Raw genomic sequence first — 18,921 nt, 5'->3', positions numbered from 1 at the left:
GCTGATAAAGCATTGGGCCCCTCCCCAAGGGCCGGGATGGGACACGGCGGAAAATCAATTTTAAGCAACGATTCCATATCCGCTATAATTGCCGCAATTTATGAGACGTTGGCCCCTTTTCATGCTGATGGGAACCGCTCTGTCGGCTTCCGCCCTTTTCGCCAAACCCGCCAAGAACCTTTCCGACATCGAGCGGATGCGGGACGCGGCGGGGACGCGCGCGCGTTTTGACCGCTTGGAAACCGCCGTGGCCCAGGCCAACCTGATTTTCGCTTCCACCGTCGGCGTGGTCTCCCAGCCCTTCGCTATTGAGGCGCAACGCCTGCCGGGCGGCGAGTGGTCCGTGCGGGAACGCATGGGCGTCTTGGACCAATCCTGGACGGGGCCCGGCCTGGCCTTCCCCGCGGCGGAGCCAACGGAAGCGTCCCGCGCTCGGGAACGATTTTTCTTTTTGCTGGCCCCGGACCATTTGGCCCGGGGGGTGCCCGAGGCCCCCTACTTGGGTTTGGGGCACTTTCAGGGGCGGCTCTGCCGCCGGCTCGAGGTCAAATCGCCGGCGGGCGAAGGGGCTTGGACGGTTTTTTTGGACACGGACACGCACCGGTTGCGGGGGTTGCGGACCGCCGACGGCGGCGCGTGGTTGTTTGAAGACGAGCAGATGTTTCAAAACCAATTCGAATTGCCCACCCGCTGGAGCCGCTTTTCCGCCGCGGGCAAGCGGATGGAGGTTGTGCAGATCACGGCGTTGGCCTTCAACGTGTTTCTGACAAATTTCAAGGACGCGCCCGCGGAACCGCCCGTCGCGCCGGGCCGAGGAGAGAAACGATGAGGGAAGAACGAATGATTTGCCGGCACGCCGCCACGGCGTTCGATGGCCGCTTCACGCTCAAAGGGGCCGAAAACCATTACGCGCCGGACCGCGCTTTCGACACCGAGCACATCCGCCTGGACCTGCGGCTGGATTTCCGCGCCAAGTCCCTGACGGGGACCTGCGAAACGACCCTCCGCGCCATCGCGGACGGGGCGGACCAAATGGCGTTCGACGCGGTGGGGTTCCGGTTGGGGAAAATCCGCGTGGACGGTCGCCCCGCGAAATTTGATTACGACAAAAAGAAACTGACCGTTCGTTTCCCGCGCGCCGCGCGGGCCGGCCAGCGGGCCGTCGTGTCCATCGAGTACAAAGTCGTCCGACCGCCCCTGGGCCTGCATTTCATCGGACCGGACCGGGGGTACCCGGACAAGCCCCGCCAGGTCTGGACCCAGGGCGAGGACGAGTTCGCCCGCTATTGGTTCCCCTGCCACGACGCGCCCCACGACCGCACCACGACCGAAATGATCGTGCGTGTGCCTCGGGGGTTCACGGCGATTTCCAACGGGCGGCTCGTGCGCAAGGCGGCCGCTGGGCGGGAGACGCTCTTCCATTGGAAGCAGGAGATCCCCCACGCGACGTATCTGGTCACCCTGGCCGTGGGCGAGTTTTCTGAAATCAAGGAGACCTGGCGAGGCAAGCCGGTGCTTTATTACGTGCCCAAAGGCCGCGAAGACGACGCCCGCCGCGCCTTCGGGAATACGCCCAAAATGATGGAGTTCTACTCGCGCAAAATCGGCGTGCCCTACGCGTACCCCAAGTACGCCCAGGTGGCGGCCTTGGACTTCATTTTCGGCGGCATGGAGAACACCAGCGCCACGACGCAAACGGCGCTGACGCTCCACGACGAGCGCGCCCATTTGGATTTTTCCTCCGATCCGCTCGTGGCCCACGAATTGGCTCACCAGTGGTTCGGCGACCTGCTGACCTGCCGGGACTGGTCCCACGCGTGGCTCAACGAAAGTTTCGCCACCTACTTCGAGGCGCTTTTCACGGAGTTCGACAAAGGCCCCGACGAATTCGCCGTGGAGTTGCACAACAACGGCGAGATCTATTTCGAGGAGGACCGCGACCACTACCGGCGGCCCATTTGCACCAAGGTGTTTAAACATCCGTCGGACCTCTTCGACCGGCACCTGTACGAAAAGGGGTCGCGGGTGTTGCACATGTTGCGGCATGTGTTGGGCGAGGACGCTTTTTGGAAATCCATGAACATTTACGTGAGCGACAACCGCGGCCGGGTGGTGGAAACGCGTCAATTGCTGGACGCCATTGAAAAAGCCACGGGCAAAAACCTGTCGCGGTTCTTTGATCAATGGATTTACGGGGCGGGCCATCCGGAATACAAAGTGCGGTATTGGTGGGACCCCCGTTCGAAAGAAGCCGTGGTGCGGGTCATCCAGGCCCAGGCGACGAACAACGAAACGGGGCTCTTCGCCCTGCCCGTGACGTTTGCCTTCCGCACCGCCAAGGGGGAAAAGCGCTTCACCGAAACCGTCGAAAAACGGTCCCACCTTTTCCGCTTCAAGCTGGACGGCGAGCCGTCCCTGGCGTTGTTCGATCCGGACCATTGGATCCTGAAGAAGGTGGATTTCCCCAAAAACGAAAGCATGTGGGTTCAGCAATTGACGGTGGACCCGACGATCCTCGGGCGCGCCGAGGCCGCCCGGGCCCTGGGCCGGCTGGGCGGTCCGGTCGCCACGGCGGCCCTCGCGGCGGCGCTTCCGAAGGAAAAGTTTTGGCACGCGCAAAGCGAAATCGCCCAGGCCTTGGGGCAAATCCGCACGCCCGCCGCGGTGGAAACCTTGTTGCGCGCCCATCGGGGCGTTGAACACCCCAAGGCCCGCCGGGGCATCATCGCCGCCCTGGGGGAAGTGAAAACCCTGGACGTGCGCGCCGCGCTCATGGAGTCCGTCGAGGCGGAAAAGAGCTATTTCGCCCACACGCAAACCTTGCGGTCGCTCGCCAAGCAGGGCGACCCCGAGGTGCGGACTGTTTTGGACAGGGCCCTGCGGCGGGATTCGTGGAACGACGTGATCCGTTCGGGCGCCCTGGAAGCCTTGACCGCCCTCCGTCCCGACGATGTCGTGGCGGTCCTGAAAAGGCACACCGCCTACGGCGTGCCGCACACGCGGCGCATGGCGGCCATCCGCTGCCTGGGCCAGGTGGGGGTCGGCCGGGAGGACGTGCGCAAACACTTGCAGGAATTGGTCGACGACGACTATCTGTTGGTTCAATTGGCCGCGGTGCGGGCCCTGACCCTCATCGGCGACGAACGGTGCATTTCCGCCCTCGAACGATTGACCCAGGGCCATCGGGACGGACGGCTGATCCGCACGGCGGAAGAGGCCGTCGCCAAACTGAAGAAAAACGTCGAAGACAAATGACGCGATGGAGCGTGTTGTTGGGCGACCCTCGGGGCGCGGAGCCGGCCGTCCTCGCGAAGTGGTTCGCGGCGCGTAAAGGCATTCCCTTGTTCGACGCCCAACGGTTGGCGCGCCACAGTTGGGGCTTCCTCGCGGAAAATCTGTCCGAGGCCGAAGCCCACGGCGCGGCGGCCGAAGCCCGGGCCGCGGGATTGCCCGCCGGGATTGTTTCGGAAGACCGTGTTCCCCCCTTGCACGACCCCGTGCCCGTCCAAGGGCTCACGCGGGCGGGGGCGTCCCTTGTTTGGAGGGCGGGGTCCCCCCCGACGGATTCGGCCCCCGTTCCGGCGGCCGCCCTGCGCCTTTTGACCTTCGCGAGTTTGCGCCGGGACACCTTGGTCACGAAAACCGTCGTGGAAAAAGCCTCCGGCGGCCGCCGCCTGGCGGGTCTGGGGGTTATGTTGACGACGGGAATCCCCGTCGGGATGGGCGGGTCCAAGGAAGTGCGGCGGACCGAGACGTCCACGGAATGGATTGTCTTTTTGGATGTTTTTACGGCGGAAGGGCGCCGGCGTGTCTCGCCGGACCATTTTGATTTTTCCGATTTGGGCGGGGAAAAACGCGCGGGCGGACCGGAAAACATTCGCGCCTTGGCGCGGGTCCTCCACGAAGCGGCCCCCCAGGCCCAGTTGGGACGCGGCACCCGGGTGTTGCTGGAGGGGAAGCCCCTGAACAGCGCGGGGTATGACGATTTGGACGATGTGGACAAGGAATGCCGGTGGCTCCTCGCGCTCGCGAATTGACCGAAACGCCGCCGGGCGCCGAACGGGCCCTGACCGTCAGCCAAGTCAATCAAGCCATCGGCGCGGCCCTGCAGGAACGGTTCGCCGACGCCTTTTGGATGGTGGGCGAAATTCAAGGGTATGACCGGGACCTTATAAAAGCCGGCCAACGGCGGTGGGGGCAGATCTATTTTGAGTTGATCGAAAAAGAATCGGGCGCGGATTCGGTGAAGGCGGGCATCAAAGCGTTGGTCTGGGGCGACGCCCACAACGCCATCCGCGCCAAGCTCAAGGCCGCGTCGGCCGACCTGCGGCTGCAGGACGGACTTCAAGTGAAGTTCCTCTGCCAGGTCGATTTCTATTGGCCCCGGGCGGGCCTGCAATTGAAAGTGCTCGATGTGGACCCCCACTTCACCCTGGGCGACATGGAACGGGCCCGGCGGGAGTTGATTGAAAAATTGAAAGCCCAGGGGCTCTTCGACCGGAACCGTTCCACCGAACTGCCCCTCGTGCCCTTGACGCTCGGGCTGGTCACCTCCGATGGAAGCGCCGCCTACCACGATTTCGTCGAGGAACTGCGGTCGTCGGGCTACGCGTTCGCGTTGCGGTTCATCGACGCGCGCATGCAGGGGGTGGAAACCGAGCAGGACGTCCCCCGCGCCATCGAGGCGTTGGCCGCCGATCCCGCGATCGACGCCGTCGTGTTGATTCGCGGTGGGGGATCGCGATCCGATCTGATTTGGTTCGACAAAGAAAAGATCGCCCGGGCGGTGACGTCCTGCGAAAAACCCGTCCTGACGGGCATCGGCCACGAAATCGATTCGTCGGTGGCGGACCTCGTGGCCCACACCTCCCGCAAAACCCCCACGGCGGTCGCGCAATTCCTGGTGGAGCGCGTGCGGGCCTATGAGTCCGGGGTCCTTGAGGCGGGGCGGCAACTGGGCGAGGCCGCCCGCGCGCGCTTGACGACCGAACGCACGGCGCTCAACGACGCCGCGCGGGATTGGCGCGAGGGCACCGCGCGGTCCGTCGCGGGCACCCGGGAGGCCCTGGCGCGGGCCCAGGAACGTTTGAAATCCGGCGCCCGCCGTGCGGTGAGCCTGGCCCGGGAGCGGTGGGCCGCGGTTCCCGGGCGGCTGGATTCCGCCCAGCGGGGCTTTTTTAAATCCCGGGTGGAAAAGTTGACCTCCCTCCGCAAAGAGTGCGAATGGCGAGACCCCCGCCGGCTTCTGGCCCGGGGGTACAGCTTGATTTACGCGGGGGGAAAACTCGCGAAGCGGTTGGCGGACATCAAAACGGGGGAGTTCATCGAGGCCCGTCTCGTGGACGGGCTGGTGACCGCCAACGTGTTGGCGACCAAGAAGGAGAAACCATGAGCAAAAAATCCGAAACCTACGCCCAGGCTTACGCCGAAGTGCAGAAAATCCTGGAGGGCCTCGACCAGGGCGACATCGATGTCGACGATTTGTCGGAAAAGGTGAAGCGCGCCGCCGAATTGATCGATTTTTGCCAAAAGCGGCTCCGGGAGACGGAGTTGCAGGTCAAGCGGGTGATGGAAAAACTGGAAAAGCCCGCCGAGGAGTAGATTTCCCGAAAGAAAAAAACGGCCCGGAAGGCAGTCGCCTTCCGGGCCGTTTGTTTTGGAAACCGGCGTCAGCCGATCTTGCCGACTTTGGACGAGATTTTGTACGCGCTCCAGACGAACGCCAGGCCGATGCCCGCGAAGACGGCGAGCGTGACGGGATTCATCGCACTGTAGTGCGTCGCCGCCAACATGCCGAACAGCATGGGGCCGGAGAGGTACGTGTTGATCTTGGAGAACAGCGCCGCCCGGGCGCGCAGGGCGGGCAATTCTTCCGGGGCGGCTTTCGCCACGCCGAGGCCGAAAATGCGTTTCTGCGAGGGCCAGATCACGAACCACACGTTGAACCACATGATCGAGCCGAGCAGAACGCCCAACAGGATCCACGCCGCGCGGCCGGTGAGGCCTTCCGCGTCCTGGAAAAGGTTGGTGGGGCCGCCGCCGACGCCGGGGGTGTACATGTACACCATCGCGAAGAGGATCCAGCCGGTGATGAACGTGACCATGGCGCCCCAGCGGAACCACCACAACACGCGGGGAATCAATTGGGGATTGACCGCTTTTTTCGTCGCGTCGTCCAGGGCGGGTTGCAATTGGAGATTGATGAAGTTGAAGAAATAAAGGCAGCCCATCCAAAAAATCCCCGCGAAGACGTGGAACCAGCGCGCGAACAGGTGAAAATTGCTGAAGAAATCAGACAGTGCCATGGGGCCTCCCGATATATTATAAACTTGTAATAATTTAACAATTCCGGAGGTTTTTCGCAACGTGATCAAATTGGCCACCCTCTGTTACCTTCAACGCGGCGGCAAAACTTTGATGCTCCACCGTATAAAAAAACCCAACGACATCCATCGGGGCAAGTGGAACGGGCTGGGGGGGAAATTGTTACCGGGGGAGTCCCCGGAGGAATGCGTGATCCGCGAGGTGCGCGAGGAGAGCGGCCTGCGGATTACAAAGCCCCGTTTTCACGGCTTCTTGACCTTCCCCGGTTTTGACGGCGAGGACGATTGGTACGTGTGGGTGTTCACGGCGAACCGCTTCACGGGCCGCCCGCGGGAGTCCGCCGAAGGGGTGTTGCGGTGGATTCCGAACGCGGCGGTCCCCCGCTTGCCCCTCTGGGAAGGGGACCGGATTTTCTTAAAGTGGCTAAAAAAGAAGAGAACGTTCCTGGGAACGTTCTCTTATCGGAAGGGCCGCCTGGCGTCCCACCGGGTTTCCTTTTATTAAGGGATCAAATGTTGGCGCGGCCCGCGAAGTTCCGCCCTTTGAAAAGCACGTGGGCCAGGGCCGGCAACAGCACGAGGGCGGCCAGCATGTTGGCCACGAAGGTGAACGCGAACAATATCCCCATATCGGCCTGAAGCTGCAGGCCCGACAAAACCCAAACTCCGGTTCCCAGCGAGAGCGTGCCGGCCGTGAAAAAGACGGCTTTTCCCGTGGAGCGCAGGGCTTTGCAATAGGCGGCGTCCACGTCCATCCCCTCCAGTAAAAATTGGCGCATGGTGCCGTACATGTAAACGGCGTAATCCATTCCGACGCCGGCCCCGACCGACACGATGGGGAGCGTGGCGACCTTGAGGCCGATGCCCGTCAGCGCCATCAGCGCGTAGGAGCAAATCGAGACCAGGGTGAGGGGCACCACGATGCAGACCATGGATTGCCACGATCGGTAGAAAATGAAAATGACGATCAACGTCATGCCGTAGAACCACCCCAGCATGGGCGCCTGGGATTTTCGTAGCACGTCGTTGGTCGCCGCTTCGACCCCGATGTTGCCGCCGCCAAGGCGCAACCGGATGTCTTCCCGGGGGTGGGCGGCGAGGAAGTCTTCCACCGCCGCCACCACCCGACGAATGGCCGAGGCGGTGTGATCCTTGACGAAGACATACACGGGCAACACCGTGCCATTGAAATTGGACAGGCCGGTGTCGGAGTTGGCGTCGCCCGTGGCCGTGCGGAGATTTTCGGTGTCCCGGGGGAGGGCGTACCATTTGGGGTTGCCTTCGTTGTAGACGGCGAAGGCACGGCGCGCCCATTTGGAAAGACTGACGGCGGTGAGCACATCCGGTTGGAGGTCCATGTGTGCGGTGAACGCGTCCACGTGGCTGAAAAGTCGGTAGTCGATGCAGGTGTCGGCGTCACTCTCGGCGTAGACGACCAGCAAATCGCCCCCCACCGCGAAATGGCGCCGGATGGCCGCCACGTCCCGGTTGTAGCGCGCGGTGGGGCGCAATTCCGGCGCGCCCGGGTGGGTGTCCCCGATCGGGACCCCTTTGCCGATCCAAAGGGCCACGGCCAAGGTCACGAGGGTGAGCCAAAGGGTGACGCGCGCCCCGCGCGGCGTGGAAAAAGAATCCCAAAAATTCCACAGGGGACTGTGACTGTGGTGGGGGTTGGCTTGGCGAACGACGGCGCTCCATCGGGCGGGAAGATAAGACAGCAAAACCGGGAGAAGAAACAAGTTGATCAAGGCGATGGACACGGCTCCCAGGTTGGCGCTTAAAGCGATTTCCCTCACCACGGGGATGGGGATAAATAAAATGGTCGAAAAACCGATGTTATCGGTCGCGAGGGCGATCATGCCGGGGGCGAAGAGTTTCTCAAAACTGGCCTGGGAGGCCACGCGGGCGTCTTGGTTTTGGGCCCATTCCAAGCGGAAGGAATTAATTTTCTGGATGGCGTGGCTGACCGCGATCGCAAAGACCAGGAACACAATCACCACCGACATCGGGTCCAGGCCGAACCCCACCATTTTCATGGAGCCCAACAACCAACTTAACGACAAGAGCGCGCAGCCGAGCGCCGTAAAGGTCAACGACCTCGACCGGGTGTAGGCGTACACGACCGCCGTCGTGAGAAGGATGGTCAGCAAGAAAAACGCCACCCCCATTTTGCCCTTGTCCTTGATCTCTCCGATCAGTTTGGGAAAGCCCAGGATGTGGACAGTGAGTCCGTTTTTTTCAAAGGGAACGCGAACCCGCTCCTCCAAATCCCGGGCCACGGCGTAGGTGTCGAGTTTACCGCCGGTGTCCGGGTCCTGCGCCGTGACTTCGGCCGTGACCAGGGCCGCGCGGAAATCTTTCGACACCAAGAGGCCCAATTGCCCGGATTTGATGATGTTCTCTTGAACGATTTGAAATTGGTCGGGGGTCGGCTCGAACTCCGGCGGGATCACGGTGCTTCCCTCAAACCCGTCGTCCACGATCTCGACGTAGCGCACCCCGGGGGAAAAGATGGATTTGACCCGGCTGGGGTCGATGCCCCGGATGGACATCAATTCTTCGGTGATGTTTTTGAGGGTATCGAAAAAGTCGGGGTTGAAAATGTCCCCCTGGTTGTTGATCACCGCGACCACCACACGGTTGCCGCCGCCGAAGTCCGGTGCGTGTTTGAGGAAGGTTTCGATGTAGGGGTGGCGGGTGGGGATCATCTTGGTGAAAGCCGCGTCAAGCTCGAGCCGGGAGGCGAAAAACACCATGACCGCGGTGGCCGCGAGGAACCCCCCGATCACTTTTGGGCGATGGGAAAACAGGAAGGCTCCCAACCGATGGCTGAACGTGGTGGGGGACGTCATGGTTGGGCTCCCTCGCGAAGTTGTTGGAGGGGATAGGACCGGGTCTCGCCGTCCGAAAAGATCAAAACGGTGTCCGCGTCCAAGGGCAACAGGCAATGGATGTCCCGCGTGACCGGCAGTCGGCGGACGTCGGCGGCCCCGGTGCGTGAATTCAGAAAAATCAAGGTGCCTCCCGCGCCTCCCACAAGTGTCGTGTCTTTACCCACCCGCACTGCCCCGTGGAGGGACCGTTGGGTCAGTCCCGGCAGTTTTTTCCACGCGCCGTCGACCGGTTGCCTGACAAACACGCGTCCCCGGAGGCCGAACAGAAGGACACCCCCATTGTCCAGCGCGGTGCCTCCGAAAAAACTCCCGGGGGACATTTTGGGCGATAGCGACCAGGAGCGGCCCCCATCGCGGGAGACGTACAGAACGCCGGCCTCCCCCGCGGCCCAGAGCGCGCCCCCGGCGTCGCGGACCAAGGCGAAAAGATGCAGGTCGCTGTTTTTCCCGATGGTCACGGGGGTCCATGTTTCGCCCCCATCCAAGGAGCGGAGGGCGGTCCCGTAGGCCCCCACCGCCCAGATCCGCTGGGGGTCCAAGGCGAGCAGATCGAACAAGGGGGCCCGTTCGGCGAAGAACGACTGATCCGCCGGGTCGTCGGGCGCGGGAGATTCGTCATTGGGAGAACCCCGCACCAATTTCCAAGAGGCGCCGCCGTCGTTGGTTTTTAGAATGACCCCTTCATGCCCCGTCGCCCACCCCGTGAGGGGATCGGCGAACCGGACGGCGGTGAGCGTCACGTTCACCGGAACGGGGGCTGACTTCCAACTGGTCCCCCGGTCATCCGACAAACGGATCATCCCGCGTTCGCCCACGACCACCACCCGTTCGCCCGCCTTGTCCGCGGCCAGGAACACGGCCGGTTCAAGGGGGGCCGCGACCGGGGGCGTCGTGGCGCGAAGGAGAGCCGCCAAAAAGAAAAGCGCCGCCCCCTCGGATGCGCGGAGGAGGCGGCGCTTCGTGTTCAAGGAATTTACCGAACGCCGACGGTCCGCAAACCGGCGGGGGAATACATGTCTTCGTTCAGGTCCGCGTTGAAGTCGTAAGTGGGGTGGCCCTCAAACAGGTAGCGGCGGGAGGGCAGATCCATCATCACCTCCGCGGCCGCCCACACCAATTGCCGATCGTAAAAGACGATCGGGTGACATTCACTGACCCGCCAGAGCGACCCGCGTTTGTCGTACTGGTCCGCCACGAGGAGGTGCCAGGAGTCTTCGTCGATGTAGAAGGTGCGGCGGCCGAAGATGTTGTCTTTGTCTTTCCTCAGTTTGCCATCCACCACCCACACGCGGTGAAGCTCGTAGCGCAGGAAGTCCGGGTTCGGGTGTTGGGCGTGAATAATGTCTTTGTGGTCACCCAGCTTGGCATACAACTTGTAGGCGTTGTAGGGGACGAAGATCTCTTTCTTGCCCAACAACTCCCACTCGTAACGGTCCGGCGCCCCGTTCCACATGTCGTACTGGTCCATGGTGCGCAGGCCGTCCGCGGAGGGCGAGGGCGAGTCGTAGGCGATGAAGGGCGCCTTGCGGACGCGCCGCAGACCTTGCGTGTAAAGCCACGCGCGGCGCGGTTCGGCGACTTGGTTGATGGGTTCATGGACCATGGTGATCAGACCGGCGTAGCGGGCCGGGGACAAAAAGTTCTGCATGAAGTAGAACGCGATGTTTTGGCTCGACGGCGTGCGCTTCCCTTTGGAGAAGGTCAGATAGAAACTCTCGATGATTTTGACCACCGAGAAGTTTCCTCCGGCCGTCACCGGGGTTTCGTCGGTTTGCCGCACCACGTTTTCCCCGCGATAGTGCAGGGAGTGGTTCCAGAGCACTTCGACCCCGCTTTTGGGGATGGGGAAGGGCGCGGTGAAGGCCGCATGGATGACGCCGTTGCCGGCCTCGGCCAACATGGCTTTGAGCGCGTTTTGTTTGGCCGCGGCGTAAACATGGTCGGGAGCGCCGGCCGAACGGCGGGTCGGGTAGACATGCATTTTGTAGCCCGGGTACTTTTTAAACAGTTCTTGTTGCCCGGGGGTCAGGCGGTCTTTGTGTTTCTCGACCGTGGCCGCGGTGATCGTGAAGAGCGGCCGATCCTCGGCGTAGGGATCCTCGTAGCGGTTTCCCTGAACCGCTTTTTTGGGCAGGCCGCCCGTCCACGCGGGGATCATGCCGTCCGCGTTCGGCTTGGGGTCGGCCCCCAGGGGGGTCAACTCCGTTCCCAGTTTTTCGGCTTCTTGCGCGCTCACCGCGGCGCCGGCGGGGACGTAAAGCGTCGCCGTCATCAGCGCGGCCAGCAGGGTTGAAATCATTTTTTTCATGGCGGTCTCCTCTTGTCCTTCCCTTAGAAGTAGTACTTCAGCGTGACGTTGGAGAAGTCCCGGTCCGCGTCGGTGTTGTTGAGCGAACTCGCGCCGAAATTGGCTGTGTACCCCACGTCCAGGGCCACGGAGTTCAGATAGTTGAACGTCAACGTGCCCCCGAGGGATTTGCGGCCTTCCAGGAAGTTCCCACCCGCGGGGGAAACGCCGTCCACGTCGTGGGCGAAGCTGATCGTCGGGGTGACCCCGACGGGCCCCAGCAGGCTGTAATAGCTGATTTGCAGGCGGGCCTGGTAGCCCCAGGCCGTTTTGGTCGGCGCCAACCCGCTGGCGTTGGATTCCAAGGCGGCCAGCCCCGCGCCGGGTTCGCTCCAGAGACGCGACAGCGCGGCTTCCACCAGGAATTGGGCGTTGTCGGCGAAGAACGGATTGGCGGAGGCGAAGTCCTTCACCAGTTGCAGGTCAAACTGACCGGTTTTGAGGTCCGTGTAGCCGTGGACGTTGGTGTCGCTTAAGGCGCCACCGGCCCAAATAGGAAGAGTTGGCCTGATGGCGTTAGTAAACACAGACGATCCCGCCAATTGAGTTGGATTGTTGTAGCGGTGGGCGTACTCGAATTGTAGGCCTAATCCCATGACGTCGGTGTTCAACCCGACGCCGGCCAATTTGACATTCTCCGGATATTCCGCGTAATAACGAATCGCTCCGGGAATAAATACAGGGAAGCCCAAGTCAGTGGCGGCGTTGCCCCGAACGCTCAAGATCGGGGTCCGGTTGTGGGTGTTGGTGTAATAGAAGCCCAATTCCGTGCCGGTCAAGAAAGGCAGCATGTATTTTAAAGACACGCCGTATTCGCCGCCGTCCTTGGCCAGGACGTCCGCCCCCCGGGTGGCGGTTCCCACCGAGGTGGTGATCCCTTCCACGCTCGGGTCGCCGAGGGTGTCGTTGGTGCTAAAGAAGGTGCCCGAGGCTTCCAGCTGGGTTTTCTTGAACTGGGTGTTGTAAAACCCTTCGACGTTCATGCCCTTCAGCAGGCCCAGCGACAACCACGCCATCGGCGTGGGAAGCATGGCTTCCTTGATTTCGGAACCGGGTTGCCGGAGGTTCCGCAGGTCGAACCCGTTGGCGGAGGCGATGCCGCCTTGGAAAAAGAGGGCTTCGCCCCAGTTGACCACTTGGTTGCCCAACTTCATGGAAAGGGCCCGTTCCCCTATATTGAAGGTGCCGTGGGCGTAGGCGTCAAAGAGTTCGATGTCTTTGCCGATTTCGTCGCGCACCTCCGGGGTGAGGTTGGTGGCCGATTTTTTGCGATCGGCGTTTAAAAAGTCGTGGTACTCGGAGAATCGGACGAAGGCGCCGACACTTTTGTAGCCGAGGGCGATTTCGTGGGTGCCCTTGACCGTGCTGGCGACCGGCCCGCGTTTGTAGTTCTTATCGCCCTCGTTCCCGGTGGGGTTGTTGGCGATGAGGTTTTGGTCCTGTTCGGCGGTGCGCCAAATGGTGCCGAACGAAAGGGTGGAATCGATGTTCAACTCCACGTCGCCCCGGCTGAGTTCGATGGCGCGGGCGGGGGCGGCGGCGGATATCGCCACGACCAGGGCCCACGCGCTGACTCGACCAAGGGAACCGATCCTTGTTTCGATTGTTTTCATAAGTTGTCTGTCCTCCACGCGGTTGAACAACAAACGATTCAGAGTCTCGAAAAGGATAGGGGGGGAAGATCGGCTTGTCAAGGCTCAATTGGGGGAAAACCGGATTGACGTGTCCTCATGGCGTCCCGCAGGCGCTGGTGCGCGAGGCGGTCGAGAGGGTAACGCGCCATGAAGCCGGCCGCGATGAGGAGGAGAAGGCCCATGCCCGGACCAAAAAGCGCGCGAAATCCCGTCAAGGCGGCCTCCGAAGGGGTCCCGCCCCGGTAGCCGACCGCCGCGAGCCCCCAACCCAACAGCAAAACCCCCAGGGTCCGCGCGATTTTGTCGATAAGGCCAAAGAGTCCGAAATGGATTCCGTCCCGCCGCTGGCCCGAATGGTGTTCGTCCCAGTCGATGGCGTCGGGCAGCAGCGCGGTGGGCGCGACCCAGTGGGCGGCGAGCCCCATGCCGACCACGCTCAACGAGATCCAGGCGGCCGCCCCACCGCCCCGCGGTGTCAACCAGAGACTGGCCATGGCCAGCCCGGTCACCGAAAGTCCCGCGGCGTAGGCCCGTCCCTTGTCCCAGCGGCCGATCACCCAGCGCCAAAAGGGGATAAAGAGTCCGACCATGGCCATGACGAATCCCATGGCTTTTGGAACGCCTCCGGGGTCTTTCATCCAATGCACGACGAAATAAGGCATACCGGCGGTCATGAACGTAAAAGCCAACCGCGCGACCGAGGTCCCGGCCAGAACCGAGCGAAACGGTTTGTTTCGTAGCGGGAGGAGCAGGGTTTTGAGGCTCATTTTTTCGCGGGGGACGACGACGGGGGGCTCGCGCAGGAGAACCCCCGCGGCCAACATCCCCACCGTGGCGAGGACCCCCAAGGCCACACCGGCCCCGGCGAAACCCGTGCGGGCGTTGCCCCACCAATGGGCGACGGCGGGCACACCCGCCGCGCCCAAAAAATAACCGATCAGCGCCCCCACCGAGGCCCAGGCCGCCAGGGTGGACCGTTCGTCGTAATCCGTGGAGAGCGCCGCCACCAAGCTGTTGAGGGCCACCATCGTCAGTGTAAAAAACGTGTCGAAGAGAAGATAGGCGAAAAGAATCCAGGCGAACAATTTCCATTCCGCGAGTCCGGCCGGGGCCCACCACAGGAGCGCGCAGGTCACCCCCAAGGGCAAGGCGCCGATCAACAGATAAATTCGGCGGCGCCCCCACCGGGAGCGTGTGATGTCGGTTAAATGGCCGGCGAGGGGGTCGTTCACGATGTCCCAAAGTTGGCTGATCATGAGGGCGGTGTTCATGATGTAGGGCGCTATGCCGAGGACATCGGTGTAAAAGAAGAGCAGGTGGATGTTCATGGCCCCGATGAGCCCCACCGCCCCCATGTTGGCGAGTGCGACCACCCCCATGGACCACCGGGAAACGGGTTTCGGGGGTGTCACGGGCCGATGTCGGGGTTCTTTTCGACGAATTCCCGGACGTCGCGGCGCAGCATTTTGGCAAGGAAGCTCCGGGGCAATTCATCGAGCACGCGCGCGTCCTCGGGCCTCTGCCACGCGGCGACGCGGGAGCGGACAAACTCCAGAATATCGCGCGCCAGGGGGGCGCGGGGTTGTTCCCGAAAACCCCGTCGGAGCGACAGCACGAGCGTCAATCGCCCGGTGTTTTTGTTCAACACGAACGCGGCCTCTTTGACGGCCGGGTGATCGTGGGCGGTTTCCTCGACCACGCGGGGGAAGAGTTTCTGGCCGTGGCGGTCGATCACGTCCTGCTCCCGATCCAAAATGTGGAGATAGCCCTCGTCGTCGAAGAAACCGTAATCGCCGGTGCGCAAAAATCCGTCCACCAAGACCCGCGCGTTCAAGTCCTCCCTGTCCCAATACCCCGTGAACAGGGTCGGGCTTTTCACCCACACCAGTCCGGTGTCCCCCACGGGCAAGGGCCGGCCGTTTTCGTCTTTAATTTTGACCTCGACCCCTTTGACCACGCGGCCCACCGATGACAAAACCGACCGGGGCGCCGGCCGGCCGCCGCGGGCGTGGTCCTCCATCGGGAGAAACGTCACCGGCGGGAGCACCTCGGCCATTCCGTAGCCCTGTTGAAAGAGGGGCCCGAACCGACGCACGGCTTCCTCCAGTTTGGCGGCGGGCATGGGCGCCGTGCCGTAAATGATTTGAACCACCCGGACCATAAAGTCCAACCGCTCGGGGGGGAGGTCGAGCAGGTCGATGAGTTGGCTGGGGGTCAAAAACAACCGGGTGGCTTTGGTTTGGCGAATGGTCGCGACCACGCTGTCGATGTCGTGCTGTGGGCAGAGGGCCAAGCAGCCGCCGGTCGTCAGCCAGGGAAAGATGAGCCCGCTGCCGGCGCCGATCAGGGGAATGCCCGAAAGCAACGTGCCGGGGCGGGCCGCCGAAATTTTTAAATGGGGGATGAGAAGCCGGAGGCTTCGGACGGGCGACCCCTGGGCCACGGGGAGGCATTTGGGGAGCCCGCTTGTCCCGGAGGTGAACCCCATACCGCAGATGTCCTCGGGCCGAAGAGCGGGGGTGGGGTCGAGCGCGGGGGCGGCGTCCACCCGCGCTCGCAAGGCGGCGTCCACCGGCACGCGCCGCGCCGCGGAATCGACGGCGGCCAAGGCTTCCGCCGCGGCGGACCCGGTGGCCGGGTCGTGCAGGAACAGCACCGGATGAAACACCCGCGCCGCGCCGGCCACGAACGCGGGCGGGGTGGCTTCGTGAAAAAACGTAACCACGGCTCCCGTCAAATACAAGGCCAAATCAATTTCGATGAACTCCCCGTCGTCTTTCAGTTGAACGAACACCCGGCTGGAGGGCCCCACCCCCCATTCGGCCAATAGACCACACCACCGGCGAACCCGGTCGGCCAATTCGTCGAACGTCAGGACGCCGCGGGACGAGACGAGGGCGGTGCGGGGGCCAAAGGACCGGAAGGCCCGCCGGATGATGTCGCGGGGCAACGGGTAGCGTCGCAAAAGGAAAAGAACGCTCTTTTGCCACAGCCATTCCCGGGGGTTCATTCGCGGGCGATGATCTGTCGCAGCACGGCCGGCAGCACGCCGCCGTGGGCGAGGTAGTCGATTTCCACCGGGGTGTCGGCCCGGGCGATGGTGTCGAAGGAGCGGACGGTCCCGTCCTCCCGTCGGATGTTCACGGTGATTTTCTTTTTTGGTGTCAATCCGGCGGTCAGGCCTTCGATGTCGAAAGTCTCCCGTCCGGTCAGGCCCAGGGTGTCCCGGGTTTCTCCGGGGAGGAACTGCAGCGGCAAAAGGCCCATGCCGACCAGGTTGGACCGGTGGATCCGTTCGTAACTCTCGGCAATGACCGCCCGCACCCCCAAGAGACGGGGGCCCTTGGCGGCCCAATCGCGGGAGGAGCCCGACCCGTACTCTTTGCCGGCGATGACGATCAAGGGGACCTTGTCCTTTTCGTAGCGGGCCGCCGCGTCGAAGATGGCCAAGCGCTCGTTGGAGGGAAGGTGGACGGTGACGCCCCCTTCGACGCCCGGCACCATCAAATTTGTAAGTCGGATGTTGGCGAAGGTGCCGCGGGCCATGATCTCGTGGTTGCCCCGCCGGGCGCCGTAGGAATTGAATTCCTTTTTCGGGACCCCGAGCGCGATCAGGTGGCGCCCGGCCGGGGAGTCCTCGGCGATGGACCCCGCCGGGGAAATGTGGTCGGTGGTGATGGAGTCCCCGAACACCGCCAACGCCCGGGCGTTGCGGATCTCGGCCAAGCCCGGGGGAGTGCGGGACATGCCGTCAAAATAAGGCGGTTTTTTAATGTAGGTCGATCGCTCGTCCCAGGCGTACAGATCGCCGGCCGCCACCGGGAGGGCGTTCCACGCCGCGTCGCCTTGATTGACCGTGGCGTAGCGGGCGCGGAACATATCGGGTCGAACGACGGTTCGGACCGTTTCGTGGATTTCCTCTTCCGAAGGCCATATCTCCTTCAAGTAAACGGGATTTCCCCGTCGGTCGGTCCCGAGCGGTTCGCTGGTGAGGTCGATGTCCATCCGGCCCGCCAGCGCGTAGGCCACGACGAGGGGCGGGGACGCGAGGTAGTTGGCTTTCACGTGGGGGTTCACGCGGCCTTCAAAATTGCGGTTTCCGGAGAGAACGGCGGCGGCGACCAGCGACCCTTCCTTGATGGCCTTGACGACCGGGTCGGGGAGGGGCCCGCTGTTGCCGATGCAGGTGGTGCAACCGTATCCCACCAGATGGAAGTTGAGTTTTTCCAGGTAAGGGGTCAGGCCCGCGGCGTTCAAATAATCGGTGACGACGCGGGACCCGGGCGCCAGGCTGGTTTTGACGGTGGGGGCCACGGCGAGGCCTTTTTCCACCGCTTTTTTGGCGAGGAGCCCGGCGGCCACGAGGACGCTCGGGTTCGAGGTGTTGGTGCAACTGGTGATGGCGGCCAACACGACGGCCCCGTGGCCGATGAAGCCGTCGCCGGGCACGGCCGCTTTCCGCGTCACGGTGTCGGCCGGGATTTCAAAACCGCGCTCTTGAACGGGCGCTGTCAAGGATTTCAAGAACGACGCCTTGGCGTCCGAAAGGGCCACGCGATCCTGGGGACGCTTGGGCCCGGCGATGGTCGGGACAATGCCGGAGAGATCAACTTCCAAGAGGTCGCTGTAACGGGGCTCGGGGGCCTCTCCCCGGAAAACGCCCTGGGCTTTCGCGTAGGTTTCCACGCGGCGGACGAGCTCGTCGGAGCGTCCGGTGAGTCGCAGGTAGGCCAGGGTCTCCTTGTCGATCGGGAAAAACCCCATGGTGGCCCCGTACTCGGGGGCCATGTTCGCGATGGTGGCGCGGTCGGGCAGGGAGAGACGGTCGAGTCCCTCGCCGAAAAACTCCACGAATTTGCCGACCACGTTTTTCTTCCGGAGCAAATGGGTCAAGGTGAGCACGGCGTCGGTCGCGGTCACCCCCTCGGGCCAGCGGCCGGTGAGGCGCACGCCCAACACCTCGGGGATGAGCATGGACGAGGGTTGGCCCAGCATGGCGGCTTCGGCTTCGATGCCGCCCACGCCCCAGCCCAGCACCCCCAGGCCGTTGATCATGGTGGTGTGGGAATCGGTTCCGATCACGCTGTCGAAGAGAGCCAACGGCACATCCCCCGATCGGTCCACCCGCACCACGTCGGCCAGATGCTCGAGGTTGACTTGGTGGACGATGCCCATTTCCGGCGGAACCGCCCGGAAATTCCGCAACGCCTTTTGCCCCCATTTGAGGAAGGCGTACCGCTCTTGGTTGCGCTCGTATTCCAGAGCGGCGTTTTTCGCGAAGGCGTCGGTGGATCCGAAAGCGTCGACCTGGACCGAATGGTCGATCACGAGATCAACGGGGAAAAGCGGGTTGATGCGCTTGGGGTCCCGGCCGAAGGCGCGGGCCGCGTCGCGGAGGGCGGCCATGTCCACAACCACGGGCACGCCCGTGAAATCCTGCAACAGGACGCGCGCGGGGATGAACGGGATCTCTTTTTCGGGCAACCGGTCCGGCGTCCAGGCCGCGAGGGCCCGGACGTCGTCGGCGGTGACCAGGCGACCGTCTTCCAGGCGGAGAAGGTTTTCCAGGAGAACGCGGATGGAAAACGGCAGGCGCGACAGGTCCCGTTGAAGGGTCCGGCCCAGATCGGCCAACGAGAAAAAATGGAGGCCCGCTTCCAAAGGACGGCGGGCGTTGAAGCTGTTGAGGGACGAAGTCATGGAAACCTCACGGTTTTTGAAGT

The 18,921-nt window shown here is 63.1% G+C and carries 14 protein-coding genes; 6 read left to right on the top strand and 8 right to left on the bottom strand.

Annotation, left to right across the window (positions count from 1 at the left end; translation table 11 throughout):
• Nucleotides 1-100 precede the first annotated feature (100 nt).
• From IPI56_07825 to xseB, 5 genes are read left to right on the top strand one after another with little or no spacing between them, the layout of a single operon-like run.
• Nucleotides 101-829 carry a hypothetical protein gene (locus IPI56_07825; protein MBK7545632.1) on the top strand — a complete coding sequence of 243 codons (729 nt, stop codon included), beginning with the start codon at nucleotides 101-103 and terminating at the stop codon, nucleotides 827-829.
• The gene (locus IPI56_07820) at nucleotides 826-3,255 is read left to right on the top strand and encodes a HEAT repeat domain-containing protein (GenBank protein MBK7545631.1); all 2,430 of its coding nucleotides are present in this window, start codon (nucleotides 826-828) and stop codon (nucleotides 3,253-3,255) included. The genes IPI56_07825 and IPI56_07820 overlap by 4 nt, the downstream gene beginning before the upstream one ends.
• Complete coding sequence (locus IPI56_07815; protein ID MBK7545630.1) at nucleotides 3,252-4,037, top strand: hypothetical protein; 786 nt, start codon at nucleotides 3,252-3,254, stop codon at nucleotides 4,035-4,037. Before IPI56_07820 ends, IPI56_07815 begins: the two co-directional genes overlap by 4 nt.
• Nucleotides 4,013-5,392, top strand: coding sequence for an exodeoxyribonuclease VII large subunit (xseA, locus tag IPI56_07810; protein ID MBK7545629.1), 1,380 nt, complete (start codon nucleotides 4,013-4,015; stop codon nucleotides 5,390-5,392). The genes IPI56_07815 and xseA overlap by 25 nt, the downstream gene beginning before the upstream one ends.
• Complete coding sequence (gene xseB / locus IPI56_07805; protein MBK7545628.1) at nucleotides 5,389-5,601, top strand: exodeoxyribonuclease VII small subunit; 213 nt, start codon at nucleotides 5,389-5,391, stop codon at nucleotides 5,599-5,601. The genes xseA and xseB overlap by 4 nt, the downstream gene beginning before the upstream one ends.
• Before the next feature lie 68 nt (nucleotides 5,602-5,669).
• On the opposite strand, the gene IPI56_07800 is transcribed toward xseB, so the two are convergent.
• Entirely contained in the window at nucleotides 5,670-6,305 is a 636-nt protein-coding gene (locus IPI56_07800; protein ID MBK7545627.1) for a urate hydroxylase PuuD, read from the bottom strand.
• A gap of 61 nt (nucleotides 6,306-6,366) precedes the next feature.
• Between IPI56_07800 and IPI56_07795 the strand changes: the two genes are divergently transcribed.
• On the top strand, nucleotides 6,367-6,828 hold the full coding sequence (locus IPI56_07795) for an 8-oxo-dGTP diphosphatase (protein MBK7545626.1): 462 nt from the start codon (nucleotides 6,367-6,369) through the stop codon (nucleotides 6,826-6,828).
• A gap of 4 nt (nucleotides 6,829-6,832) precedes the next feature.
• Here the strand turns inward: IPI56_07795 and IPI56_07790 are convergent, their stop codons facing one another.
• From IPI56_07790 to acnA, 7 genes are all read right to left on the bottom strand, one after another.
• The gene (locus IPI56_07790) at nucleotides 6,833-9,175 is read right to left on the bottom strand and encodes an MMPL family transporter (GenBank protein ID MBK7545625.1); all 2,343 of its coding nucleotides are present in this window, start codon (nucleotides 9,173-9,175) and stop codon (nucleotides 6,833-6,835) included.
• Nucleotides 9,172-10,185 carry a hypothetical protein gene (locus tag IPI56_07785; GenBank protein MBK7545624.1) on the bottom strand — a complete coding sequence of 338 codons (1,014 nt, stop codon included), beginning with the start codon at nucleotides 10,183-10,185 and terminating at the stop codon, nucleotides 9,172-9,174. The genes IPI56_07790 and IPI56_07785 overlap by 4 nt, the downstream gene beginning before the upstream one ends.
• A gap of 5 nt (nucleotides 10,186-10,190) precedes the next feature.
• Nucleotides 10,191-11,525 carry a DUF1329 domain-containing protein gene (locus IPI56_07780; GenBank protein ID MBK7545623.1) on the bottom strand — a complete coding sequence of 445 codons (1,335 nt, stop codon included), beginning with the start codon at nucleotides 11,523-11,525 and terminating at the stop codon, nucleotides 10,191-10,193.
• Between the two features lie 23 nt (nucleotides 11,526-11,548).
• The gene (locus tag IPI56_07775) at nucleotides 11,549-13,177 is read right to left on the bottom strand and encodes a DUF1302 domain-containing protein (GenBank protein ID MBK7545622.1); all 1,629 of its coding nucleotides are present in this window, start codon (nucleotides 13,175-13,177) and stop codon (nucleotides 11,549-11,551) included.
• A gap of 77 nt (nucleotides 13,178-13,254) precedes the next feature.
• Complete coding sequence (locus IPI56_07770) at nucleotides 13,255-14,610, bottom strand: MFS transporter (GenBank protein MBK7545621.1); 1,356 nt, start codon at nucleotides 14,608-14,610, stop codon at nucleotides 13,255-13,257.
• The gene (locus IPI56_07765) at nucleotides 14,607-16,208 is read right to left on the bottom strand and encodes an acyl--CoA ligase (GenBank protein ID MBK7545620.1); all 1,602 of its coding nucleotides are present in this window, start codon (nucleotides 16,206-16,208) and stop codon (nucleotides 14,607-14,609) included. Before IPI56_07765 ends, IPI56_07770 begins: the two co-directional genes overlap by 4 nt.
• Entirely contained in the window at nucleotides 16,205-18,898 is a 2,694-nt protein-coding gene (acnA, locus tag IPI56_07760) for an aconitate hydratase AcnA (protein ID MBK7545619.1), read from the bottom strand. Before acnA ends, IPI56_07765 begins: the two co-directional genes overlap by 4 nt.
• Nucleotides 18,899-18,921: the final 23 nt, after the last annotated feature.

It is taken from the genome of Elusimicrobiota bacterium (genome assembly GCA_016706425.1).
GTDB lineage: Bacteria > Elusimicrobiota > Elusimicrobia > FEN-1173 > FEN-1173 > JADJJR01.
The sequence above is the reverse complement of the archived record's forward strand: the minus strand, read 5'-3'. Positions and strand labels throughout refer to the sequence as shown.